This is a genomic window from Chitinophaga sp. GbtcB8 (assembly GCF_019091455.1).
Classification (GTDB): Bacteria; Bacteroidota; Bacteroidia; order Chitinophagales; family Chitinophagaceae; genus Chitinophaga.
In genome coordinates, this window is the sequence record NZ_JAGXJN010000001.1 from 636,749 (window position 1) to 660,706 (window position 23,958).

Below are 23,958 nucleotides of genomic sequence, written 5' to 3' on the forward strand. Positions count from 1 at the left end.
ACCATATTTTTTTCCGATGAAGAATGTTGGCAGGCAAATAGATCAGTGAGCCGGCCGGATCACTACTTGCCCGTTTGTTTTATTGACCCTGATATCAAGCGATCTTTCAAGAATGGATAAAAGCAGCTCCAGGTTGCCTGCAGGCGCGGTGCCTGTAAATTGCAGCCTGCTAAGCTCCGGTGCAGTAAATACCACCTGCACGCCAAAGTGACGTTGTATTAACCCTGCAATTTCCTGCAGGCTGGTCTGGTGGAAGGTAAGTACATGATCCTTCCAGCCGGTGAGCACCAGGGTGTCTGCGGCCTGTTTCTGCAAGTTTTGTGCGCCCCCACGGTATACCGCCATTTCGCCGGGCAACAGCAGCATAGGGCTGTTGTTGGCGGCTTTTACGCTTACCCGTCCACTGTTCAGTACTACCTGTATGCTACTATCATTATGTGTTATATTAAAGCGGGTGCCCAATACGGCTACCTCTAAGCCCTGGCCTGCATGTACGGTGAACTGCGCAGCGGCGGGGGCTATTTCAAAAAAGGCTTCGCCCTGCAACCATACCTCCCGCACGCTGCTGCGCTGCATATTACTATCGTATTTCAGCTGGGAGTTAGCATTCAGGTGAATGGTGCTGCCATCCGGCAGGTGAATGGTGCGCATTTGAGCATAGGGTGTGCGCACATTTACCCACTGTGCATGCGGGCGGTACCACCATAATGTGCTGGCTGCCAGGCCCAATACTACTGCGGCAGCGGCCACCCAACGGATCATCAGCGGCCGGTAGTTACGGCGTACAGGCAATACAGGCGTTTCCAGGATATTTTCGAGGATACGCTCTGCAGCAGCTGTTTCCAATACCGGCAGGGAGGTTACTGCCATCAGCTCTTCCGGATCGGGCAGTGCTGCGGCATCCTCATTTTCCTGCAACCAGGCTACCAGCAGGGCTTTTTCCTCCGCTGTACAGGTGCCTTGCGCATGTTTTATGAACAGTTCTCTGATATCCATTTTGTACTAATACAATCCAGCGATAAAAAGGGACGATCCTGGTTGAAAACTTTTTTTCAGACGCCTGCATGCAGCATTACCTGGCAGCTGGTGATAATGAGCAGCGGCACAATCATGTCGTGGCTGTCGTAATGGGTATGGAATTGCGCGCGCAGGAAACGGCTGGCTTTTGTGATCTGGTCTTTTACGGTGTTCTTGGATAAACCCAGCTTACTGGCAATTTCTTCGTGGGAAAGGCCATCAATGCGGCTCATGGAGTAGATCAACCTTCTTTGGGGCGGCAGCTGTTCCAGCACCTGGTTGTTCCAGCGCTGCAGCTCTGCCAGGGAAATGGCTTCTTCTGTAGTATTGAGCGACGCGGGCTGGCGGTAAAAGATGGCCTGGCGCAGGTTTTCGTCCAGGGCGGCTTTTTTCAATAAGTTAAATACCGTGTGTTTGGTAGCTGTATAGAGATACGATTTTATGGAAAGCTCTTCTTTCAGCTGCAGGCGGTTGATCCACAGCTTCATAAATACTTCCTGCACTACTTCTTCTGCCAGCTCCGGGGACCGGCACAGCTTACAGGCATAACCGAACAGCGGATCCTTTACTGCGTAAAACAGATCTCTGAAAGCGGCGGCATTTCCTTCCCTTATTTTTGGTACATATTCCTGCATGTACAGAGGTATCAAATTACAAACGCCAAAGGTCGGAAATGACCTTTACCGGAGTATTAAGGTAGTATTAAATTTAGGTAAATATGCTGAAAGCAGAAAGCGGAAAGCAGAAAGGTTAAGGCAGGGCCATATATCATAAACAATTTGTACAAACGTGGGTTAGTGCTAGGCATATAGCTTTTTGCTTTATGCTTTATGCTTTCAGCACCTTCACAATTGCTTCTGCTTTCAGCAAACATTCTTCCCACTCTTTTTCAGGATCGCTGTAAAAGGTAATGGCTGATCCGGTGGGAAAAGAAAGGTGGCGGGTAGCTGCATTGTAGAGGATACTGCGGATCACAACATTCAGATCCAGGTCGCCGGAGGGGGTGATATATCCTACAGCGCCGGAGAATAACCCGCGGCGGACAGGTTCATACTGGTCAATGAGCTGCATGACCTTTAGTTTGGGGGCGCCGGTCATAGATCCCATTGGGAAAGCATGCTGCAGCACTGTTGTAAAGGGCACGTTATTTTCGCGTATAGCCTTTACTGTAGAGATCATGTGGTGTACATGCGCAAAAGAGTAAATGCCAAACAGCTCCTCCACCTGCACACTGCCCGGCATAGCGGTATGCGCCAGGTCATTGCGCACCAGGTCTACTACCATTACATTTTCCGCGCGTTCCTTAGGGCTTTGAAATAATGTGCTGCGGGCCTGCTCATCCAAAGCTGCATTCTCCAAACGGCGGGTAGTGCCTTTAATGGGCTGGGAAATAATGTTGTTACCCTGCTGCTGTAAGAACCGTTCGGGGCTGGAGCATAACAGGTACTGATCCTTTACCCGGTAATAAGCGGCAAAGGGGGCGGGCGATAAACGGTTCAGCTGGTCAAACAACGTTAAGGGATGTACGCTGATGTCCGGTATAAAATTATCCCGGCAAAAATTCACTTCATAACAATCTCCGCGGTGTATATGATCCTGCAGGGCTTTTACTGTTTCCAGGTAAGCTGCCCGGTGCAGGCGGCTTTGGGGCTGCGGGGTAACTATAGCACGCTGTTGCGCCTCTATGTGCGCGGGCATTTGCAGGCAGGTGTTGTAAATTTCGCGGGCCTGTTGTTCTGTAAGATCTTCTCCTCCTATCTGCACCTGCTGTGTTTGTAACAGCATTACTACCCGGGGCCTGAAAAAATACAGATCCGGGAAAGCAATGCCGTTATCACGGGCGGCGCTATACGGAATGGTAGTATGGGTGGTTTCCTGCTTCAGGTCATAGGCTAAGTGACCAAACAGCCAGTCCTGGCAGGTATCATGGAACTGCTGCAGTGCGGCAAGTGCGTTACCGGCGGGCAGCGCAATGTATTCTATAACTTCAGTTGCCAGCAGCGCTTCGTAGCGGTTATACGGTGAGGGGTAATCATTGTTGTCCAAAAAACAACAAATGTTGAACCGGTTAGACCAATTCAACATTTGCCGTTTAAAAACTTTATGATCAACTACTGGAAAATCGTGAAATATCCTGATAATGGTTTGTTTTAACGCTTAGAAATCGTCATCGTCATCATCAAAGCCACCCCTGTCGTTAAACAGGTCCATGTCTTTGAACTCATCATCAAAACCCAGATCATCGTCATCGTCGCCGGTTTTCTTACCCGGGCGGCCACGGCGTGCTTTAGGTTTAGGCATATCAAACTCCTCGAAGTCAGGATCATAATCTTCATCCTGTTCTCCTTTTTCCCATGCATCATCATCGTCATCGGATGCGTCATCATCGTCATCTATATCGTCGTCGTCATCATCTTTACTTTTTTTGGAGGCCGGCTTATCTGATTTCTTTGCAGCAGCAGATTTTTTCGGAGTTTCCTCTTCATCATCTTCTTCGTCCTCGTCATCTACTTCTTTCTTAGGTTTGGCGGCAGCCTTAGGAGTCCCTTTGGTTGGCTTGGGAGAAGTAGGTTTCTTGTTCTCTTTTTCGTTATCAGATTTCGATTTCATAATAGGTTCACTTATTTCTTTAGCGTAAAGTTTTAACAGTTTTTTTTATTCGCCAAATTTTTTTTCTTCTCTTTTTTTTGTACTTTTTTAGGTTTTATTGTTCCAGTATCTGATCCCGTCCAGGCCCGTTGGAAACGTATTTCACAGGTACCTTCAGGTAAGCCTCCACTTCCTTAACAAATGCTTTCATTTCCGCCGGTAACTCGTTGTAAAACTTACTGTTGGCAGCTGCTTCATCACTCCAGCCAGCGTACTTTTCCCATACCGGTTTAACATCCAGACTGGTTAACTGAAACGGCATTTCCCTTGTTTTAGTACCATTTACTTCATAAGCGGTACAAGCGTACACTTCATCAAATGCATCCAGCACATCACTTTTGGTCATTACCAGCTGGGTTACACCACTTAACATACAGGTATAATCCAGGGCTACCAGGTCTATCCATCCGCAACGGCGGGGGCGGCCGGTGGTAGCGCCAAATTCGCGGCCTATTTCGCGCAGCTTTTCGCCGGTGGCATCATGCAGCTCCGTTGGGAACGGACCACCACCTACGCGGGTGCAATAGGCCTTTGTAACGCCTATTACTTCCTGGATCCATTTGGGTGCTATACCCAAACCGGTACATACGCCGGCAGAAATGGTGTTAGAGGATGTTACGAACGGGTAGGTTCCAAAATCCACATCCAGCATACTGCCCTGCGCGCCTTCTGCCAGCACTTTTTTACCGGCTTTCAGCTTCTCATTCAGGAAATATTCCCCGTTTACAATATTCATTTTCTTCAGCAGCTCAACTGCGGCAAAAAAGTCTTTTTCCCAGTTAATGATGTCCTGGCTGATATCTTCCTGGGTATCGTAGCCGGCCAGCAGGTGCAGGTGCTTCTGCTTCAGCTTTTCGTACTTCTCTTTAAAGTCAGGCAGCATCACATCACCCACGCGCAGCCCGTTACGGCCGGTCTTATCCATGTAAGCCGGGCCTATGCCTTTAAGCGTAGAACCGATCTTTTCACTGCCTTTAGCTATTTCAGATGCTTTATCCAGCGCCCGGTGTGTGGGTACGATGAGGTGCGTTCTTTCTGCAATAAATAAGTTCTCCTGCAGGTTTACGCCTAATGCGGTTACCTTTTCACATTCCATGCGGAAGGTTACGGGGTCCAGCACTACGCCATTACCAATGAGGTTCACGGTGTTTTTGTGAAACACCCCGGAAGGGATGGTGTGCAGCACCACCTTCTGATCATTAATATATAAAGTATGACCAGCGTTTGGCCCACCCTGAAAGCGGGCTATCACGTCATATTTACCTGCAAAATAGTCCACAATCTTCCCCTTGCCTTCATCTCCCCATTGCAGGCCTAACAAAACATCTACCATAATTTGTGTAAGTTTAGAAAAGAAGTGGCAAAATTAAGGCGAAATATGAAGATTTAGAGAATTTTCTGTTGGAGTCCATGGTCCATAGCCGATAGTCCATAGCCTTCATCAATCAGATACCTGCTGCGTGGCATGCAACTAATTTGTATAACATCCTTAAATGCACATTTTCCCTGCGGTATATGCCATGGACCATCGGCTATGGACCATGGACTACAACTAACTACTGCTCCTCCTCCAGCCGGTTCACAGACTGAATGCCATCCAGGCGTTTCAGGCGGTCTACCAGCTCATCCAGCTCCTCTTTATCGTGTACATATACTTTGATCAGCCCTTCAAACAACCCTTCCCGTGATTCAATGGTAAGGGCGGAAATATTCACTTTCAGCTCACCGGATATAATGTTGGTGATCTTGTGGATCACGCCTACATCATCCATCCCAATGATCCGTACGCCGGTCAGGAAGGATATTTCACGGTTCTTCACCCACTTGGTCTTTACCACGCGGTGGCCGTAGTTGGCCAGCAATTGCGCGGCATTAGGGCAGTTGGTGCGGTGTATCTTCAGTCCTTCGCTGGCGGTTATAAAGCCAAATACATCATCGCCGGGTATAGGGCGGCAGCAATTGGCCAGCTTATAGGCTATCTTGTCAGAACTTTCCCCGAAGATGATCAGCTCTGCATCTTTCTTGGAAGGCGCCTGATGTTTCAGGTGTTCTTCCGGCTGGTGCTGGTGCTCCGGTTGTTTTACCGGCTTAGGCGGCTCCAGCTTATCCCCCAGTACGGTGAACTGTTTCAGCTCCTTCAGATCAATGTTCCTGATGGCGATCTGGTAGTACAGGTCCAGCGGGGAAGGCTGTTTATAAAACTGCACCAGCTCATTGATGTTATGCTGGCTGGCGGATATTTTCTGGTGGTCCAGCTTACGTTCCAGCTGTGCTTTACCATCCATGGCTATCTGCCGCTTTTCCTCCTTCAGCGCATCTTTGATCTTGGACTTGGCTTTGGCGGTGAGCACAAAGTTCAGCCAGTCTTCTGATGGTTTTTGTTTGTTGGAGGTAATGATCTCCACCTGGTCCCCGCTGCGCAGCTTATGGCTCAGGGGCACCAGCTTATAGTTCACCTTGGCGCCTATACACTTGTTGCCAATGGCGCTGTGTATGGCATAGGCAAAGTCCAGGGAGGTGGAGCCTACGGGCAAGATCTTCAGATCGCCCTTGGGCGTGTATACATAGATCTCTTCGGTGAACAGGTTGCTCTTAAAATCGGCCAGGAAGTCCAGTGTATTGGAATCCGGGTTGTTGAGTATTTCCCGGATCTGGGTAAACCACTGATCAAATTTAGATTCCTGGCTGGCGGGGCTCTGGTTGCCTTCCTTATAACGCCAGTGTGCTGCCAGGCCTTTTTCCGCATAATCGTTCATGCGTTTGGAGCGGATCTGCACCTCCACCCATTTACCCTGGGGGCCCATTACCGTTACATGCAGCGCCTCATATCCATTGGATTTGGGGTTGCTAAGCCAGTCGCGGGTACGTTCCGGGCTGGGGTGGTAAAAATCTGTGATAATGGAATATACCTTCCAGCAATCCGCCTTTTCCTTTTCCAGGGCGGAGTTCATGATAATGCGGATGGCAAACAGGTCATATACTTCTTCAAAGACTACGCCTTTGGTTTTGATCTTATTGTAAATGGAGTGAATGGATTTAGGGCGCCCATAGATCTCAAAGTCAAACCCCTCTTCCTGCAGCACTTCCTTAATAGGCTTAATAAACTCGTTGATATACCGGGTGCGTTCCCGCTTGGTTTCCTTCAGCTTTTTGGCAATGTCGCGGTAGGTTTGCTGTTCCGTATATTTCATGGCCAGGTCCTCCATCTCCGACTTGATGTTATACAAGCCAAGGCGGTGGGCCAATGGGGCGTAAATGAATACGGTTTCAGAAGCTATTTTCAGCTGTTTTTCCCGGCTCATGCTGTCCAGGGTACGCATGTTATGCATACGGTCTGCCAGCTTGATCAGGATCACGCGGGGATCATCTGCCAGGGTAAGCAGGATCTTCTTGAAATTTTCTGCCTGGGCGGTGCTGGTGCTGGAATCTATAACGGTAGATATTTTGGTTAGCCCGTCTACAATATGAGCGATCTCGGTGCCGAACTCGCGTTCCACATCTTCCAGGGTTACTTCAGTATCTTCTACAGTATCATGTAATAATGCGCATATAGCCGAACGTACGCCCAGACCTATTTCTTCCACGCATATCTGGGCTACTGCCAGCGGGTGCAGGATGTAGGGTTCCCCGGATTTACGCCGCATATCCTTGTGTGCATCTGCCGCCATTTCAAAGGCGGTACGCACCAGCTCCCGGTCGCCTTTCTTCAACCTGGGTTTCAAAGCCCTCAATAATGCGCGGTAATGGCGGACGATCTCCTTTTTCTCCTGTTCCTCGTCTAAATTATATTTTTGTACTGCCACTGTTTCCATCTGCACTAAAGTTACGATTTTATGCAATACGATTACCCGCCGCCTGCGGCGGCTTTAATTAATAATTAAGAATGAATAATTAATAATAGTGGTCACCGGCATTTCAATGTAAAGCCAGCCTCCATGATCATTAATCCTTCATTATTCATTATTAGTTACAGGCTGTCCCAGCTTGCACTTCTGCAGTACTTCCCAGGAGGAGCCGTTATGGCGCATAAAATAAAGGTTATTGACCTTAAAGGAGATGTTGAACGGGCGGTGCTCATATTCCGGCCAGGCTGCTTCCAGCTGGGGTTCTGTAAGATCGTTAAAGGCTACGGTAACATGTGGTTTAAAGGTGTCGCGGGCCAGCATCCTGCTAAAACCAAACTCCCGGCGCAGAAAAGTTACCAGCTCTTTATGGATGTTCATAATAGCCGGCTCCTGTGCTACTTTTATGTACAGGATGCGCTGCGCTTTGAACAAAGAGGTGCCAAAACCATTTAAGGTAACTTCAAAGGGTTGGGCATTGGCGGCAAATTCCGCTAAACCGGCGGTGAGTGTTTTTTCCAGGAAGGGATCGGCAGTAAAAGGCACCTGCAGGGTAATATGTGGCAATACCTTCAGGGCAAAACGCGCCCCGTAATGTTCCGCAAATTCCTGCTTCAGGCGAATGATCTCTTTGCCTGCTTCTGCGGTGGGCAAAAGGGCTATGAAATAGATCTTTTTCTCCTGCCTGGGCGGTTGATTGAATCGTCTTTTGGGTGCAGGCCGGTTGTTGCCCTGGTTAAACCGGTTGTTGCCCCGGTTATAACTATTTCCATGGTCCCTGTTGCCACCATAACCACCTGGTGAAGATGGGCGGTTTTGTCCCACCCGTGGACGGTGGGGTTGTTCTCGTCTTTCAAAGTTCATGACAAAAAATATTGGGTTTAACACCTGTATGTTAAGTGTATAGGTATTTAGTGCTCTTTATGATCTTCCTGTTGTCCCTGATGATTTTCCTGCTCGGGGAGATTTAAACGAAATCCCACATTGTGCAATGTTTCCAGCTGTATTTGCGGATCGGCCCGGAAATGTTTCCGCATGCGGGTAATAAAAACGTCCATGCTGCGGCCACTGAAAAAGCCCTCTTTGCCCCAAACGTTCAGCAGGATCTCTTCCCGCCTCAGGATCTGGTTAGCGTTTTCTTTAAAATAACGGATCAGGGCTACTTCCCGCGGGGTAATTACGCCTATGCGCACGCCATTTTCATCTCTTACCTGCAGGCTTTCCGAGTTAAAAGTTAGTTTGCCTAAAGTAAATTCATTTTGTTCATTATGGGGCCGGGGTAAGGTCCTTTTTAAAAACACTTTGATCCTTGCCACCAGCTCATCGATGCTGAATGGTTTGGTAATATAATCATCACCGCCCAGGCGGAAACCTTCCAGGCGGTCTTCGTCCAGCTTGCGGGAGGTAATAAAAAGAATAGGGATCAGCCCGTTTTTTTTCCTTATTTCCTGTGCCAGGGTAAACCCATCTTCCTTCGCCATGATCACATCCAGCAGGATCAGGTCAAAGTCCTCTTTCTGAAATTTCTTCCAGGCTATTTCGCCATCAAAACAAAGTACTACGTCAAACCCCTTTGATTCAAGATGCTTTTTGACGACGCCACCAAACTGGTAGTCATCATCAACCAGCAATATTTTTGCGATACGATTCATCTTTAAATTAACAATGGGGATATGGTTAAAGCTTTATGGTATGTATGGTAATAAGGTTCTTCGCTTTCACTATGCAGGGGATAGTAACACCTGCAATATTGTTAATTTATTGTTGCCATCGCGTTAATAATTCGTTATTCCAAGTAATTTTTTAACAACCATTAAAATCGAATTAACTAATTGAAATGCGCTTTTACAATAATTATATTATCATATCATGCGCATTCCAATCATTAGGTTTCCTAACTATTAAGATACATGGTCTATACGGATGGCTACTGCATGCTGCCAGGGTTTGCCCTGTACTGCGGCGGGTAAGCTGATCTCTACCACCTCTCCTGTTTTTTTCCAGCTTAGTTTTTCTTTAGCGCCCAGCATTACCATCTTAGCTCCTTTGGCGGGTGTAAGGCCTTTAAAGGAAATGGTGGCCGGCAGCTTCTCGTTCTCACCCAACAGGTATATTGCATATACACTGCCATCTTTTTTAGTGGTAAAACATACCTTCCCGTCTTTATAAGGCGCTATTGCCCGGGTGCCATAGATAGCATCTCCATTCACCTGCATCCACAAGCCTATATTATGCATAGTGGTATAGGCGGCATCATGTAATTCCCCATCCGGACCGGGGCCAACATTCAACAGATAGTTGCCGCCTTTGGCCACAATGTCTACAAGATTGTGGATAATAGTGTTTACGGATTTGTAATGATCATCCGGCACATAAGACCAGGAGCCGGCCATCGTCATACAGGTTTCCCAGGGATAACTCAGCGGCTTTTCCGGGATCTGCTGCTCCGGCGTACGGTAATTCTCATAAGGCCCGTGCACACTGCGGTCTACTACTATAAGGCCCGGCTGGTGCTGCCGCGCCATTTTGGCAATACCCTCCATATCTATATCCTGGTTCTGCGGAGGTGTTTTAAGCCAGGAAAGTGACTCCGCGGTTTGTGTTTTCCGGGGACGTACCCAGCCCCCGTCCAGCCAAAGGATATCCAGCTTGCCATACCCGGTCATCAGCTCCTCTATCTGGTCGTAAGTATATTTCTTGAACTTGTTCCAGCGCTCGGGATATTTGGTAATATCATAGTTCACGTTACGGTCCTTAGGCGGGAAGTAAGACCACCAATAATATTCCGTATGCCAGTCGGGTTTAGAGAAATAAGCCCCGGCATGAATGCCCTGCGCACGGAATGCCTCAAACACCTCTTTGGCTATATTGGAACGGGGATCTTTACTAAAGGCGCATTGGGGGCCGGTTACGCGGTAGTCTGTTTGTTTGGTATCAAACATACAGAAACCGTCGTGGTGTTTGGTGGTGAACACCAGGTACTTCATGCCTGCATCTTTAGCTGCTTTGGCCCATTTGGAGGGGTCAAACTTCACCGGGTTAAAGGTATTGCCCAGCTCCTGGTATTTTTTCAGGTACTCAAAGTAAGGAATGCCATATGGTTTGCGCTGGGTAAAACCTTCATCTTCCGGGCAAATGCTCCAGGATTCTACTACCCCCCATTGAGAGTAAGGCCCCCAGTGCATGAGCAGGCCAAATTTCCAGTCCTGCCATTCATCCAGCTTTTGCAGTACGGCCGGATCTGTTTCAGGTACATAGGGCGGCTCCACATGCTCCTGGGCCTGTGCGGTGAACAGCGCCAACAGGGCAGCTGCCGTGATCCATAACTTGCGCATGATAATATTTGTAGTGTGAGTGATAGGTATATGATTTGGGGAACAAAATAACAAATATTAGCACTATTCCCTTACAGTTCTTTACCTGTTTTGTGTAGCATATTACCTCCGGATATACGGCGGGCAGCCTGTATCTTTGTGGTATGAAAAGTATCTGGCAGCAAATATTACGATACCTGTATATTGGCAAAAAAGATCCCGGGGCGCCTAAAACGAGTTATGTGGCTATGATGCATGGCATGAACCGGATATCCATTTTACTGTTCCTGATCGCGCTGATCATTATGCTGATAAAGCTGATAAGACGATAAACGATGTGCAAATATGCAGATGTGCAGATGAATTAATGCGAAGTCCATAATCTGCACATTTTCATATCTGCACATCCGCAAATTTAACAATGATCTCCGCTGCCAGGCGGGAGGCGTTGCGCTCTCCCAGGCGGCTCCATAAAGCGGCATAATCCGCCTGCATCTGCTGCCGGGTTTGTTCATCCTTCAATAGCAGGGTCAGGGCTTTCAGCAGGTTCTCTTCCGTTAGCTCGTTCTGGATCAATTCCTTTACTACCGGCTTATCCATTACCAGGTTCACCAGCGAAATATATTTTACCTTAATGAGGCGTTTTGCAAAAAAGTAAGAGATAGCGCTGCCTTTGTAACACACTACTTCGGGTACTCCAAACAGGGCGGTTTCCAGGGTAGCAGTACCAGAGGTGACCAACGCAGCCTGCGCCTGCCGCAGCAAAGCATAGGTTTGATTTTTTACGGTGGTTACATTCGGGTGCTGGCCAATGAGCCCTTGTATAAATTCATCGTCCAGGCTGGGGGCCTGGGCTATTACAAACTGGTATTCCGGAAAATATTTGGCCATGGTAAGCATAATGGGCAGCTTAATGTTCACCTCCTGCTTACGGCTGCCGGGCAATATGGCTATGATAGGCTTGTCTGAAAAAGATACTTCTGCCGGTTTTGCCGTTTCTGTCTTTATCACCTCTACCAGCGGGTGCCCTACAAACTCTACTTCGTACTGCCATTTCCGGTAAAAATCCTGTTCAAAGGGCAGTATCACCACCATTTTATCTACACACTCCTTGATCTTTTTTACACGGCTTTCCTTCCAGGCCCATACCTGGGGCGATATATAATAAACGATCTTATAACCCTCTTTTTTAGCCCATTCTGCAATGCGCAGGTTAAAACCGGGGTAGTCAATAAGCACCAGCACATCCGGCTGAAAGGCTTTGATATCTTCCTTGCAGCGGTCCATATTACGGAAAATAGTACGCAGGTTCATGGCTACTTCCACAAAACCCATAAAAGCCACGTCGTGGTAATGCTCTATTACCTGGCCGCCGGCCTGCTGCATCAGGTCGCCGCCCCAGCAACGTATATCCGCTGCCGTATCCAGCTGTTTCATTTGCCGGATCAGGTTACTGCCATGCAGGTCGCCGGAGGCTTCGCCGGCTATGAGGTAATATTTCATGGAGCAAAAGTAGAGAAATAGGCTGAATGCATAATGCTTAATGCTGAACGCCGAATGCTCAATGCTGAACGCTGATTGTGTTTTGCGGCAGACCCCTGGCATAATGGGCTCGGGCGTTAAGCATTCAGTGCTCCGCGTTAGGCGTAATTACGTTATCCGTGAACTAACTTCAACAACAGGATAGTGATGGCGTACAGCATGGTTACCAGGAAAATACCTTTGGCGGTAATATCCCTTCTTTTACGGGTGTACAGGTAAAACACCAGGCCATTCAGCAACAGGCAAATACTAATTACTTTGGGGATCATTTGCCGGTTGGTGCTGAGGATGGTAATAAATTCACTCAGCCCTATATGCTGCTTAAAAAGTATGAGCAGGTAATACAAGAAGAAACCAACAATAGGTGTTAGTAAGCCCAGCATAATGCCCAGGGGTAAATTGTCTTTCTTGAACATAACATAATTCATATGACGATATGCTAATGTGCTTTACAACTTCCACGTTTTTTCCATCTCCTCTTTCATCCGGTAATGCGTCAGGTCAAACTGCACGGGTACCAGTGAAGCATAGTTATTTTCCAGCGCCCATACATCCGTATCTTCTCCGGGATCCATATTCTTGAACTCACCGGTAAGCCAGTAATATTTTTTACCGTGCGGGTCGCGGCGCTCATCAAATGCTTCCACATACTTGGCGTTGGCCTGCCTGCATATCTTAATGCCTTTGAACTCGCGGGTATCTGCAATCACCGGTATATTAACGTTAAACAGGGTGTTGGGTGATACGTCGCTTTCCAGCAATTTTTTTGTTACATCATATGCTACCTGCTTGCTGAGTGTAAAATCAGCTGCAAAGCTGTAGTCCAGGTATGAGAAGCCAATGGAGGGAATGCCTTCAATAGCAGCCTCCATAGCGGCAGACATGGTGCCGGAGTAAATAATATTGATAGAGTGATTGGCGCCATGATTAATGCCGCTCACGCAAATGTCCGGTTTACGGTGCAGTATTTTGTCGCGGGCCAGCTTCACACAATCTACCGGGGTACCGGAACATTGCCAGGCCTCTATCCCTTCAAACTGATCTACCTGGTTCAGGCGTAAAGGTACTCCAATGGTAATGGCGTGCCCCTTGCCTGATTGCGGGCTGTCCGGCGCTACCACCACTACTTTACCCAGCGGGCGCACTGCCTCTATTAATGCGTGTATGCCCGGCGCTGTTATGCCATCATCATTAGTGACCAGTATGATCTTTTCGTCTGTTTCCACGTTCCGCTTTTTTACTTGTTACAAATTTAGTATGTATTATCACATTTTATGTTAATAATCTGTTTTCAGCATTCTTCTGAAAACCAGGAAGATCATTAATCCAATGTACAAACATAATATCAGCAGGTATACCCCATCATCATAATGGTCCGCATTGTTCAGCAGCTTTCCAACTACCGGGAAAGGCATCAGCTCATCGCCTGTTTGGAGGGGCAGCAAGCCGCCTATTTCACCAAAATTACGTTTAAGCACCAATACCAGCACCTGTTCTACGATCATAATATAACACAGGTACAGCACAATGGCCAGGCCGGAGCGGCGTACCAGCACGGCTATCAATGTGGCAATGCCCAGTGATAACAGCACCTGCAGCAGGTAATAGAAAAGGTATTCAAAATTCTCAAAGCTTAACGGATGGGTGCCATAGGCCAACCCCAGGACCAGCGCAGTAATAGTGGTCGTTAAAAAAGCCAGCAGGCTCAGGGCAAGCCACCAGAAAAGCTTTGCCAGTACAAACTCGCGCCGCTCCCATCCGTCAATAATATTCTGCCGGTGGGTTTTATAGGTAAATTCATTAGTGACCAATATGATCATTGGAATGGCAAACAGCGCAGTCATGTAGCTGTTCACATTCGCAATGCTTTGCCAAATCAACGGAAAGTCATAAGGCGCGACCGCAATCAGCTCTTTGGTTTTACTTACGATCTGGCTGGTGATCTCTGCGGCAATATAATTGCCTGCCGGGATAATGGCCACCGCCAGGCCCACCATTACCCAAAAGGCGCGGTAGGGCTTTATTTTCAGCCATTCAGTACGTATCAAATGCAGCATGTACGTTTAGTTGTTGGTGATTTGCAGGAAAGCTTTTTCGAGGCTTTGTTTGCGTGTATACAAATGGTTCAGCCACAGGCCCTGATCAGCACACCAGGCATTCAGCGTGGCCGGGTCTACCGGTTGTTTGAACACCACCTGTAAATGTTCCTGGCTGGAGATGATATGATCAAAGGCAGGGTGCTGGCTAATGACAGACATCAGCTTTGTATTATCGTTACAGGACAGCTCCACAAAATCTTCCCGCACCAGCACCTGGTTCACCGGGCCGGATAACAGCAGCTTTCCTTTTTGCAGGATGGCCACATGGGTGCATACCTTTTCCACTTCATCCAGCAGGTGGCTGGCCAGTATAATGGTTTTACCTGTTTGCGCCAGCTGCTGGATCAGCTGCCGTACTTCTGCAATACCGGCGGGGTCCAGGCCATTGGTAGGCTCATCCAGTATCAGCACTTCCGGATCGCCCAGCATGGCGGCCGCAATAGCCAGCCGCTGTTTCATACCCAGGGAGTACGTTTTGAAACGGGAGTGCTGCCGGGCGGTTAAGCCTGCAATGTCCAGCACGCGGGGTATATCCTGCCCGGACTGTTGTTTAATGGAGGCGGCTACCTGCAGGTTCTGATAGGCCGACAGGTAGTGGTAAAAGTTGGGCGTTTCCAGCAGGGTGCCTATACGCTGCCGCTGGCGGGCCGCGGGCGGCGCATCCAGCAGGGTAAAGGTACCGGTATCTGCTTTTAATACATCGGTAACAATACCCAGCAACGTCGTTTTGCCGCTACCGTTAGGTCCCAGGATACCAAACACTGCGCCTTTGGGCACTTCAAAGCTAACGCCGGACAGTGCCTGTATAGCCCCATATCGTTTGGAAATGTTCTGAAGAGAGAGAATTGGCATGAAGGGGATTTCAATCTAAAATCGTAAATCTAAGATCTAATATTAATTTCTGATCGGTTTACCGGTTTTGATAACACTTTGCAGGCGTTCCAGTGTTTTACGTTCAGCAGCCAGGCTTAAAAAGGCCTCCCGCTCCAGGTCCAGCAGGTATTGCTCACTTACCAGGGAGGTTTCGCTCAGGTCGCCCCCGCACATTACATAAGCCAGCTTACCGCCTATCTTGGCATCGTGTGCTGAAATATATTTCCCTACCTGCATAGCGTTAATGCCTGCCAGCAAAGCGCCCAGCGCCGTGCGGCCCAGCACTTTTACATCTTTTCTTTCCTGCGGGCGGGTATATCCTTCATCGGCCAGCGTGATCACACTGCGCTTGGCATCGGCGATCAGGCGGCTCAGGTTCATAGTAATTTCATCCTTACCGGGGCGCAGAATGCCCAGGTCATAGGCTTCATGCGCGGCTGTGGCTACTTTAGCCATGGCTACGGTCATAAAGCGGTCTTTTAACGGCTCTTCCTCAATACGGCCTTCTTTAAACTCATCACTGGCACGTACGGCCATTTCTTTGGTACCGCCGCCACCGGGAATTAAACCTACCCCCAGCTCTACCAGGCCTATATAGGTTTCTGCAGCTGCCTGCACCTTATCTGCATGCAGGCACATTTCACAACCACCGCCCAGGGTAAGCGCATGCGGCGCCACTACTACCGGGATGGATGAATAACGGATACGCATAGTGGTTTTCTGGAACAGGCGTACGGCCATATCCAGCTCATCATACTCCTGCTCTGCTGCCAGCATGAAGATCATGCCTACATTAGCGCCGGCAGAAAAGTTAGTGCCGTCATTACCGATCACCAGCCCGCGAAAATCTTTTTCTGCACGGTCTATGGCTTTGTTCACGCCTTCCAGCACTTCACCGCCAATGGTGTTCATCTTGGTTTTCCAGTCCAGCCCTACTACTCCATCACCCAGGTCATACAGATTGCAGGCGCTGTTCTTCCACACCACGTTATTGCTCAGGTTTTCGAGTATGATGAAGGTATCGGCCCCGGGCACCAGCTTGTAGGCCTGGGTAGCTACCTCATAATAATATTTTTTGCCGTTCTCTACTTTATAAAAAGCTTTGATGCCTTTAGCCAGCATTTCTTTAACCCAGGCGGCCGGTGCAAAACCTTTTTCTTCCATGGCCTTTACCGTGGCTTCCACACCCAGCAGGTCCCAGGTTTCAAAGGCGCCTATTTCCCAGCCAAAACCGGCTTTCATGGCATCATCCACCTTGTAAATATCATCTGCTATCTCCGGGATACGGTGAGAGATATACGAAAACAGCTGCGCATGGAATAACTGGTAGAACTGCCCGGCCTTATCCGTAGCAGCGTTCAGCATACGAATGCGCTGCTTCAGGTCCTCTATGGGTTTGGCGGCTTCTATGCTGCCAAACTTAGGCCGCTGTTTAGGGCCGTATTCCATGGTTTGCAGGTTCAGCGTGAGAATTTCCTTACCGCCTTCACCTTTCGTCTTTTTATAAAAACCCTGACCGGTTTTATCGCCCAGCCAGTTGTTCTCCACTACCTTTTGCAGGAAAGGCGGGATCTCAAAGATCTTCCGTGCCTCATCCTGCGGACAATTATCAGCCACACCTTTTGCTACCTTCACCAGCGTATCAATACCTACTACATCAGCGGTACGGAAGGTGGCGGATTTAGGACGGCCTATTACCGGGCCGGTGAGCGCATCTATTTCATCAATGCTTAACCCCATCTCCTGCATAATGTGGAAGATGGCCATGATAGAGAACACGCCTATCCTGTTGGCTATAAATGCCGGTGTATCTTTACACAGTACGGTGGTTTTACCCAAATACAGATCCCCGTAATGCATCAGGAAATCTATTACTTCCGGATCGGTATGCGGGGTGGGAATGATCTCCAGCAAACGCAGGTACCGCGGGGGATTGAAGAAGTGCGTACCGCAGAAATATTTTTTGAAATCATCACTCCGGCCTTCTGTCATTAAATGAATGGGAATGCCGGATGTGTTGGAGGTGATAAAGGTGCCGGGCTTGCGGTATTTTTCAACCTGTTCAAATACGGAACGTTTAATGTCCAGGTTTTCTACTACTACTTCTATTACCCAATCGCAATCGGCTATGCGGGGCATATCATCTGTAAAGTTGCCGGTTTGAATGCGTTTTACCACATCTTTTGTAAATACCGGTGAAGGGTTTGATTTGAGTACGGATTGCAGGGCTTCATTTACAATACGGTTTTTCACAAGGGGGCTGTCCAGGGTTAACTTTTTAGCCTGCTCGGCTGCGTTGGGCTCTTTAGGGGCAATGTCCAGTAATAACACCTGCACCCCAATGCCGGCAAAGTGACAGGCAATACGGGAACCCATTACACCGGAACCAAGGACGGCAATTTTATTAATGTGTCTTTTCATAGTGCTGATAGCCTTTATCGATAAAAACGTTGTTTCTTTATTTTGATCCTTGAATTTAGGACTTTTTGGAGTACGGAGTACAAAGGGAAGGGTTTTTCTAGTCTATCTTTTAGTGGGAATGCTATCAGTATGTTAGCGGTTCACGGTAGGTATGCCGTATGCGTAATATTCTTATTTCATGCGGGCCTGTATAATAGGCTATCCGAAGTCGCTGACATTCAAAGGCACGATAGTTTCCGTCATTATTCAGCTTGTACTTATCTGGGGGATATATTTCCGGGGAACCGGATAACCTATCTAAACTGTTGAAAGGCAACCTTGCCCCAGACAATATTCCTATTTGCCACCTACCCAGTTTTTGGACATGGCTGTTACCTGTTCATGTGTATAAAACTCACCGGCGTCTATACCATCCATAGCTGCAGCTATTTCCTGGTTGTATTGTTCTATACCCACACGGCCTACCTCATCTTTCAGTGCTACGTAATGCTTAGCTACACTTAAAAGCGATTCTTTTTCAATACTTGTCAGCCGCAACCAGTATTTCATAAATTCACTATCCAATGAAGGCGCTCCCATAAATAACAATTTCTACGAATCTACATTAAAAAAAGCAATGCACAAAGCCCGCCAGAATCCCCTATCCTGCTGACTTTGTGCATGCATTATGCTTCTAAAAAAACATGTCAGCTTACACCACTACCCGGGCTCACCATCTCTGCCGGGTTTACAAACACCAGCTTCCCGTTATCCTCGGCCATCAGGATCATGCCCTGGCTTTCAATGCCTCTCATTTTGCGGGGAGCCAGGTTGGCTACCAGCGTTACCTGCTTACCTACAATATCCTCCGGCTTAAAGTGCATAGCAATACCGGAAACGACTGTACGTTTTTCCGTACCAAGGTCTACTAACAGCTTTAACAGCTTATCGGCCTTCTCTACTTTTTCTGCCTGTATAATAGTACCTACGCGCAGATCCAGCTTGGCAAAATCATCGAACTGGATCTCTGCTTTGGGTGGCGCTACAGGTACAGGCGGCGGTATGGCGGGCGTAGTGACAGCAGCCTGCTTTTTTAAACCTGCATGCAGCTTATCCACCTGTGCTTTCACCTGCTCATCTTCCACCTTTTTGAACAACAGCTCCGGCGGACGCAGGCTATAACCCACGCTCACCAGCTTCAGGCTGCCGGCATTTTCCCATTCCAGCATACGGTCCACCACTTTCAGCATGTGGCAGATCTTTTTAGCGGTGAACGGCAAAAAGGGATTACTGAAAATAGCCAGGTTGGCGGTGAGCTGCAGGCACAGGTGCAAACAGTTGTCTATCAGCTTTTGATTTTCCGCCTGCAGTTCCGGCGTTTTAGCCAGGATCCAGGGTTGTTTTTCCTGTAAGTAACGGTTGCCTTCACGGGCTGCATTCATCATTTCCTGCAGGGCATCCCGGAAGCGGAAATTCTCCAGCGCATCTTCTATTTTCTGTTTGGCTTCCTGTAATGCGTTCATTAACGCATCATCCTTTGCATCTTTTACATCGGCATGGAAGGCAGGCACTTTACCGTTGCACAATTTGTGCATCAGCACCATGGTGCGGTTAATAAAGTTGCCGAAAATAGCTACCAGCTCGTTGTTATTGCGGTCCTGGAAATCTTTCCAGGTAAAGTCATTATCCTTTGTTTCCGGTGCAGTGCTGCATAATACATAACGCAGCACATCCTGCTGATCCGGGAAATCCTGCACGTACTCATGTACCCATACGGCCCAGTTGCGGGAGGTTGATACTTTTTCGCCTTCAATATTCAGGAACTCGTTGGCAGGCACATTTTCCGGTACTACAAAACCGCCGTGGGCCTTTAACATGGCCGGGAAAATAATACAGTGGAACACGATGTTATCCTTCCCTATGAAGTGTACCAGCTTGGTATCGTCCTTACACCAGTAATCGGCCCAGTTAGGCGTCAGCTCTTTGGTGGCGGAAATGTAACCAATAGGCGCATCAAACCATACATACAGTACCTTGCCTTCTGCATCAGGCAGCGGCACTTTAATGCCCCAGTTGCTGTCGCGCGTCATGGCGCGGCTTTGCAGGCCGTTATCCAGCCAGCTTTTACATTGGCCGTACACGTTATTTTTCCACTCTTTATGGCCTTCCAGCAACCATTCCCTTAACCAGGGCTCATAGTCCTGCAGGGGCATGTACCAGTGTTTGGTCTTCTTTTTCACGGGCACAGCATCGCTCAGGGCAGAGCGGGGGTTGATGAGCTCTTCCGGGCTCAGGGAAGTACCGCAGCGCTCACACTGATCGCCATAGGCGCGGTCATTGCCGCAAACAGGGCAGGTGCCCACAATGTAGCGGTCGGCCAGGAACATCTGTTTAACCTCGTCAAAATACTGCTCACTTTCTTTTTCTTCAAAGCGGCCGTCGTTATACATTTTCAGGAAAAAAGCGGCGGCTGTTTCATGATGCACCTGGCGCGAGGTACGGGAGAAAATATCAAAGGATATTCCCATCTCCGCAAAACTTTCGCTGATGATCTTGTAATACTTATCTACAATATCCTGGGGGGTTACGTTCTCCTGCATGGCTTTGATGGTAATGGGCACGCCATGTTCATCTGTTCCGCCAATGAATTTTACATCGGCTTTTTTTGCACGCAGGTAACGGACGTAAATATCCGCTGGTAAATAACAGCCGGCCAGGTGACCAATGTGCACCGGTCCGTTAGCATAGGGTAACGCAGCTGTTATTAAATATCTATTAAATTTTGCCATATCCGTTTAAACAATACTTAAATGTTTGAAGGTTTGTTTCTTTTCTGGTTTATTGATTTATTTTGGACCTGAAGTTTTTGGTGGAACTGTTTTCCAAAACATACCTCCTGCTTTTATGAGGGAAGCGTAAACCGGCAAACCAGTCCGCAAAGGTAAATAAAGCGCATTAGAATGATGAAAATTCCCCCTTATCTGAAGAAAGGCGATCTTATAGGCATTACCTGCAGCAGTAGTAAAATGGAGCTGGCTGCGGCAGAATATGCGGCCGGTGTGATCAGCTCCTGGGGCTACCAGGTGCACCTGGGCATTACGGTAGGCACCAGCTTCCATAATTTTTCCGCCCCGGACGAGCTGCGGCTGGAAGAGCTGCAGATTATGCTGGACGACCCGGAAATAAAAGCAATTGTATTTGGCCGCGGTGGCTACGGAATGATCTGCCTGCTGGATAAGCTGGATTTTACCCGCTTCCGCAAACACCCCAAGTGGTTATGCGGTTACAGCGATATTACTACCCTGCACACCCACGTACAACACCGGTACGGCATTGCCACCCTGCACTCCCTGATGTGCAGCGGCATTACCGAAGCCACTGCAGAAAATGTGTATGTGGACAGCCTGCACCAGGCGCTGCGCGGCAAAGCCTATAAATATGCAGCTGCCCCGCATGAGCTAAACCGCCCCGGAGAAGCCAGCGGTGTACTGGTCGGAGGCAATTTGTCATTACTGGCCAACCTGTCAGGCACCAGATCACAAATTGACACCAAAGGCAAGATCCTGCTGCTGGAAGACATCAGCGAGTACCGCTACAATGTGGACCGCATGATGTATAACCTGAAACGCGCCGGCTGGCTGGATAAGCTGGCAGGCCTGGTAGTAGGCGCTTTTGTAGATGGTAAGGAAACCACTACCCCTTTTGGACAGAACGAATTTGAGATCATCCGGAATATCGTAAAAGATTACAAATACCCGGTGTGCTACGACTTCCCCTCCGGGCACCAGGTGGAGAATTACGCCCTGCGGCTGGGTACTAAACACCAGCTCAAGGTAAATGCTAAAGGCAGTACACTTTATACCGCCAAATAGCATTAATTATACCTCTGACTAGGACTTCACTAGGGATGCACTAGGGAAAAACATGGGATCTAGTAGGGAAAGACATGAGAAACTCATGAGAAAGACATGGGAAAAGCTGCTAATCCTCCACATCCGGCACAATCTCCAGCCCGTAGTCCTCAGCTGTTAAAACGCCTGCTGCTTTAGTTTGGGCGATCAGATCTCTATCCGGTGTAAGGTTATGGCTCCTGAACTGGTTGTGCAGGTAATCCATGCTATATAGCTTATTTACGAGGCCGTCCGGTACAGCTACCAGGTATTTCAGTATTTCATTCACCATCAGCAAACCGGTAGCGCCATGGGTAACGCCCATGGCCCCTGCGTCAAAATTGCGGTAAGTTTCCGTGAGTGCGGCACTGCAGCGGTAAGAGGCAGAGGGCGCGCCATCCGGCTGCGGAATGTTATACCCTGCCCACCATGATACCCAGTTATGTACCTCTCCTATCACAAACGGTTTTTCATGCAGCACACAGGCATCGTTCACTACCAGGTGAGTAGGCAGGTGCTGGGAACAGTCAATTACCAGGTCCATTTCAGTGATCAGCTGCAGCACATTTTCCGGTTTTATCTGCACCAGCAAAGGATAATGTTTGGTGAAGGGGTTAGTGGCCCATAAACGGCTGGATGCCATTTTAGCTTTATGCTTACGCAGGTCCTGCATCTGGTAAATGGGCTGGCGGTGCATATCCTCATCAGTGATCACGCCATAATCTGCAATGCCTATTACGCCAATGCCACTGGCGCTGAGATATTGTATCACCGGGCATCCCAGGCCACCGGCCCCTATTACCAATACCCTGGATGTTTTGAGCTTTTCCTGCATAGCCAGCCCCATACCGGGTACGGCTATGGGATGCCGGAAGTGTTGTATTTCTTTTTCTGTTAATGCCATGCTATAATGCTTATTCCTGCGGAAATTCTAAAGTGAATTTACTGCCCTTGCCCAAAGCGCTATCTACCTTTATTTTGCCTTTGTGGGCATCCACAATGGCTTTTACGTAGCTGAGGCCCAGGCCAAAACCTTTTACGTTATGCACGTTACCGGTATGGGCGCGGTAAAATTTTTCAAAGATACGGGAAATCGTATCCCGGCTCATGCCAATGCCGTTATCGGAAATGGTGATCACAATGCTTTTGCGGGTGTTATAGGTGCTGATCATTACTTCCAGGTGCTGCTTGGAGTATTTGATGGCATTATCCAGCAGGTTAAAGATCACGTTGGAAAAATGCACATCATCCGCTTTAATGATAGGGTTGATGGCATCCAGCCGCAGCTCCACCCGCCCGTTCTTGGAAGCCATTTGCAGCTGCAGGTTATCCACGGTATGCTGTATCACCTCATGCACATCCAGCACCTGCAGGTTCAGGCCTATTTCGTTCTTTTCCAGCAAGGCAGATTGCAGAATGCTTTCCACCTGTTTATTCATGCGCTTATTTTCCTCTTTAATGATGCCGGAGAAGTACTGGATCTTCTCTTTATTATCCATCACCTTATGGTTGCCAATGGCGTCTATTGCCAGAGAAATGGTAGCCAGCGGGGTTTTCAGCTCATGCGTCATGTTATTGATGAAGTCTGATTTTATTTCCGATAGCTTTTTCTGGTTCAGCAAGGTCCGGATAGTAAGGGCAAAGGCGGTGACAATGATCAGTGTAAACAGTACACAACCAACTATGACCCATCCCAGCCAGCGCAGGATAGAGAGGTTATTGTTGGGGAAAATTATATACAACAGTTCGGTGCGGTCCGTCAACAGATCGAGGCTGCTAACCAGGGGAACACTTTGTATGGAATAGTCCAGCGTGTCCTTGTTGGCCAGGTTCATATGATCAGAAAAATGCGCCGACTGCAGTTTTACAACAATCTTGTCGTTGCTTAAGCTGCTTCTGCCCACAATGCCGAAGTCAATATCTGTATCCAGCTTTTGCTTATGTAATATACTGTCTATCAACTGCTCTACTTCGTCGGTTGTAAAGCGGTCGCTTACGTCTACGGTTATATTACTCAGCTCATATTTTTCCAGGGTAAAGCTGTTATCTGCCCCTTTGCTCAGGGCAGTGCCGCCCATTTTAAACCGGATGGGCGGGGCCTGGCGGCGCACCATTTCATCGCGCACATTCATCAGCACATTGAGGAAACGCTGCTCCATCTGCTCTTTGCGCAGAATGGCCGCGTTACGTATCCAGCTGACCTGTATTACAATAATCCCCAGCAGCGACAGGGTGATAAGCACAACGATGATCGGAAATGTTTTCTTTAACGGTAGCATGTATTTTGTAAAAACTTAAATAAGCAAGTATCTGATTTGTAACTTTCTAAGAT

At 48.3% G+C, this 23,958-nt stretch carries 21 protein-coding genes; 2 read left to right on the forward strand and 19 right to left on the reverse strand.

The window, feature by feature from the left end; genetic code table 11:
- Positions 1-42: 42 nt before the first annotated feature.
- From KVT36_RS02610 to KVT36_RS02650, 9 genes are all read right to left on the reverse strand, one after another.
- On the reverse strand, positions 43-996 hold the full coding sequence (locus KVT36_RS02610) for a FecR family protein (RefSeq protein WP_217601922.1): 954 nt from the start codon (positions 994-996) through the stop codon (positions 43-45).
- Between the two features lie 56 nt (positions 997-1,052).
- Complete coding sequence (locus tag KVT36_RS02615; RefSeq protein ID WP_217601923.1) at positions 1,053-1,652, reverse strand: RNA polymerase sigma-70 factor; 600 nt, start codon at positions 1,650-1,652, stop codon at positions 1,053-1,055.
- A gap of 193 nt (positions 1,653-1,845) precedes the next feature.
- Positions 1,846-3,063 carry an anthranilate synthase component I family protein gene (locus KVT36_RS02620; RefSeq protein WP_254639803.1) on the reverse strand — a complete coding sequence of 406 codons (1,218 nt, stop codon included), beginning with the start codon at positions 3,061-3,063 and terminating at the stop codon, positions 1,846-1,848.
- A 111-nt stretch (positions 3,064-3,174) separates the two neighbouring features.
- Positions 3,175-3,627 (reverse strand): hypothetical protein, encoded by a 453-nt coding sequence (locus KVT36_RS02625; protein WP_217601925.1) that lies wholly within the window; start codon positions 3,625-3,627, stop codon positions 3,175-3,177.
- Positions 3,628-3,721: 94 nt separating this feature from the next.
- The gene (locus KVT36_RS02630; RefSeq protein ID WP_217601926.1) at positions 3,722-4,999 is read right to left on the reverse strand and encodes an adenylosuccinate synthase; all 1,278 of its coding nucleotides are present in this window, start codon (positions 4,997-4,999) and stop codon (positions 3,722-3,724) included.
- A 223-nt stretch (positions 5,000-5,222) separates the two neighbouring features.
- The gene (locus KVT36_RS02635; protein WP_217601927.1) at positions 5,223-7,478 is read right to left on the reverse strand and encodes a bifunctional (p)ppGpp synthetase/guanosine-3',5'-bis(diphosphate) 3'-pyrophosphohydrolase; all 2,256 of its coding nucleotides are present in this window, start codon (positions 7,476-7,478) and stop codon (positions 5,223-5,225) included.
- A 141-nt stretch (positions 7,479-7,619) separates the two neighbouring features.
- Positions 7,620-8,372 (reverse strand): 2'-5' RNA ligase family protein, encoded by a 753-nt coding sequence (locus KVT36_RS02640; protein ID WP_217601928.1) that lies wholly within the window; start codon positions 8,370-8,372, stop codon positions 7,620-7,622.
- 47 nt (positions 8,373-8,419) lie between these two features.
- The gene (locus KVT36_RS02645) at positions 8,420-9,160 is read right to left on the reverse strand and encodes a response regulator transcription factor (RefSeq protein ID WP_217601929.1); all 741 of its coding nucleotides are present in this window, start codon (positions 9,158-9,160) and stop codon (positions 8,420-8,422) included.
- A gap of 249 nt (positions 9,161-9,409) precedes the next feature.
- On the reverse strand, positions 9,410-10,843 hold the full coding sequence (locus tag KVT36_RS02650; protein WP_217601930.1) for an alpha-L-fucosidase: 1,434 nt from the start codon (positions 10,841-10,843) through the stop codon (positions 9,410-9,412).
- A 143-nt stretch (positions 10,844-10,986) separates the two neighbouring features.
- On the opposite strand from KVT36_RS02650, the gene KVT36_RS02655 reads away from it, so the two are divergent.
- Positions 10,987-11,154 (forward strand): DUF6728 family protein, encoded by a 168-nt coding sequence (locus KVT36_RS02655; RefSeq protein WP_217601931.1) that lies wholly within the window; start codon positions 10,987-10,989, stop codon positions 11,152-11,154.
- 61 nt (positions 11,155-11,215) lie between these two features.
- Here the strand turns inward: KVT36_RS02655 and lpxB are convergent, their stop codons facing one another.
- The 8 genes from lpxB to metG all read right to left on the reverse strand — a co-directional run bounded on the left by lpxB (position 11,216) and on the right by metG (position 20,525).
- Complete coding sequence (lpxB, locus tag KVT36_RS02660) at positions 11,216-12,325, reverse strand: lipid-A-disaccharide synthase (protein ID WP_217601932.1); 1,110 nt, start codon at positions 12,323-12,325, stop codon at positions 11,216-11,218.
- Between the two features lie 152 nt (positions 12,326-12,477).
- A complete protein-coding gene (locus KVT36_RS02665) occupies positions 12,478-12,780 on the reverse strand; it encodes a hypothetical protein (protein WP_217601933.1) in 303 nt (100 codons plus the stop codon).
- A gap of 33 nt (positions 12,781-12,813) precedes the next feature.
- Positions 12,814-13,590 carry a 5'/3'-nucleotidase SurE gene (gene surE, locus KVT36_RS02670; protein WP_217601934.1) on the reverse strand — a complete coding sequence of 259 codons (777 nt, stop codon included), beginning with the start codon at positions 13,588-13,590 and terminating at the stop codon, positions 12,814-12,816.
- 51 nt (positions 13,591-13,641) lie between these two features.
- Positions 13,642-14,421, reverse strand: coding sequence for an ABC transporter permease (locus KVT36_RS02675; protein ID WP_217601935.1), 780 nt, complete (start codon positions 14,419-14,421; stop codon positions 13,642-13,644).
- 6 nt (positions 14,422-14,427) lie between these two features.
- Positions 14,428-15,315 (reverse strand): ABC transporter ATP-binding protein, encoded by an 888-nt coding sequence (locus KVT36_RS02680; RefSeq protein ID WP_217601936.1) that lies wholly within the window; start codon positions 15,313-15,315, stop codon positions 14,428-14,430.
- Positions 15,316-15,357: 42 nt separating this feature from the next.
- A complete protein-coding gene (locus KVT36_RS02685) occupies positions 15,358-17,757 on the reverse strand; it encodes a 3-hydroxyacyl-CoA dehydrogenase/enoyl-CoA hydratase family protein (protein WP_217601937.1) in 2,400 nt (799 codons plus the stop codon).
- A gap of 336 nt (positions 17,758-18,093) precedes the next feature.
- Positions 18,094-18,336: a hypothetical protein gene (locus KVT36_RS02690; protein WP_217601938.1), complete on the reverse strand. Its 243-nt coding sequence runs from the start codon at positions 18,334-18,336 to the stop codon at positions 18,094-18,096.
- Positions 18,337-18,443: 107 nt separating this feature from the next.
- Entirely contained in the window at positions 18,444-20,525 is a 2,082-nt protein-coding gene (metG, locus tag KVT36_RS02695) for a methionine--tRNA ligase (protein WP_217601939.1), read from the reverse strand.
- Positions 20,526-20,696: 171 nt separating this feature from the next.
- Between metG and KVT36_RS02700 the strand changes: the two genes are divergently transcribed.
- Positions 20,697-21,608, forward strand: a complete 912-nt coding sequence (locus KVT36_RS02700) for an LD-carboxypeptidase (RefSeq protein ID WP_254639804.1) — start codon at positions 20,697-20,699, stop codon at positions 21,606-21,608.
- Between the two features lie 109 nt (positions 21,609-21,717).
- Here the strand turns inward: KVT36_RS02700 and KVT36_RS02705 are convergent, their stop codons facing one another.
- Together KVT36_RS02705 and KVT36_RS02710 are read right to left on the reverse strand one after the other, a co-directional pair.
- Positions 21,718-22,530, reverse strand: coding sequence for a HesA/MoeB/ThiF family protein (locus KVT36_RS02705; protein WP_217601940.1), 813 nt, complete (start codon positions 22,528-22,530; stop codon positions 21,718-21,720).
- Positions 22,531-22,540: 10 nt separating this feature from the next.
- Complete coding sequence (locus KVT36_RS02710) at positions 22,541-23,905, reverse strand: sensor histidine kinase KdpD (protein ID WP_089906181.1); 1,365 nt, start codon at positions 23,903-23,905, stop codon at positions 22,541-22,543.
- Positions 23,906-23,958: the final 53 nt, after the last annotated feature.

Excerpts from the sequence above, each read along its gene's own strand:
- KVT36_RS02610 (WP_217601922.1), bottom strand. The coding sequence starts at position 996 with ATGGATATCAGAGAACTGTTCATAAAACATGCGCAAGGCACCTGTACA.
- KVT36_RS02615 (WP_217601923.1), bottom strand. The coding sequence starts at position 1,652 with ATGCAGGAATATGTACCAAAAATAAGGGAAGGAAATGCCGCCGCTTTC.
- KVT36_RS02625 (WP_217601925.1), bottom strand. The coding sequence starts at position 3,627 with ATGAAATCGAAATCTGATAACGAAAAAGAGAACAAGAAACCTACTTCT.
- KVT36_RS02630 (WP_217601926.1), bottom strand. The coding sequence starts at position 4,999 with ATGGTAGATGTTTTGTTAGGCCTGCAATGGGGAGATGAAGGCAAGGGG.
- KVT36_RS02635 (WP_217601927.1), bottom strand. The coding sequence starts at position 7,478 with ATGGAAACAGTGGCAGTACAAAAATATAATTTAGACGAGGAACAGGAG.
- KVT36_RS02640 (WP_217601928.1), bottom strand. The coding sequence starts at position 8,372 with ATGAACTTTGAAAGACGAGAACAACCCCACCGTCCACGGGTGGGACAA.
- KVT36_RS02645 (WP_217601929.1), bottom strand. The coding sequence starts at position 9,160 with ATGAATCGTATCGCAAAAATATTGCTGGTTGATGATGACTACCAGTTT.
- KVT36_RS02650 (WP_217601930.1), bottom strand. The coding sequence starts at position 10,843 with ATGCGCAAGTTATGGATCACGGCAGCTGCCCTGTTGGCGCTGTTCACC.
- KVT36_RS02655 (WP_217601931.1), top strand. The coding sequence starts at position 10,987 with ATGAAAAGTATCTGGCAGCAAATATTACGATACCTGTATATTGGCAAA.
- lpxB (WP_217601932.1), bottom strand. The coding sequence starts at position 12,325 with ATGAAATATTACCTCATAGCCGGCGAAGCCTCCGGCGACCTGCATGGC.
- KVT36_RS02665 (WP_217601933.1), bottom strand. The coding sequence starts at position 12,780 with ATGTTCAAGAAAGACAATTTACCCCTGGGCATTATGCTGGGCTTACTA.
- KVT36_RS02675 (WP_217601935.1), bottom strand. The coding sequence starts at position 14,421 with ATGCTGCATTTGATACGTACTGAATGGCTGAAAATAAAGCCCTACCGC.
- KVT36_RS02680 (WP_217601936.1), bottom strand. The coding sequence starts at position 15,315 with ATGCCAATTCTCTCTCTTCAGAACATTTCCAAACGATATGGGGCTATA.
- KVT36_RS02685 (WP_217601937.1), bottom strand. The coding sequence starts at position 17,757 with ATGAAAAGACACATTAATAAAATTGCCGTCCTTGGTTCCGGTGTAATG.
- KVT36_RS02690 (WP_217601938.1), bottom strand. The coding sequence starts at position 18,336 with ATGGGAGCGCCTTCATTGGATAGTGAATTTATGAAATACTGGTTGCGG.
- metG (WP_217601939.1), bottom strand. The coding sequence starts at position 20,525 with ATGGCAAAATTTAATAGATATTTAATAACAGCTGCGTTACCCTATGCT.
- KVT36_RS02700 (WP_254639804.1), top strand. The coding sequence starts at position 20,697 with ATGATGAAAATTCCCCCTTATCTGAAGAAAGGCGATCTTATAGGCATT.
- KVT36_RS02705 (WP_217601940.1), bottom strand. The coding sequence starts at position 22,530 with ATGGCATTAACAGAAAAAGAAATACAACACTTCCGGCATCCCATAGCC.
- KVT36_RS02710 (WP_089906181.1), bottom strand. The coding sequence starts at position 23,905 with ATGCTACCGTTAAAGAAAACATTTCCGATCATCGTTGTGCTTATCACC.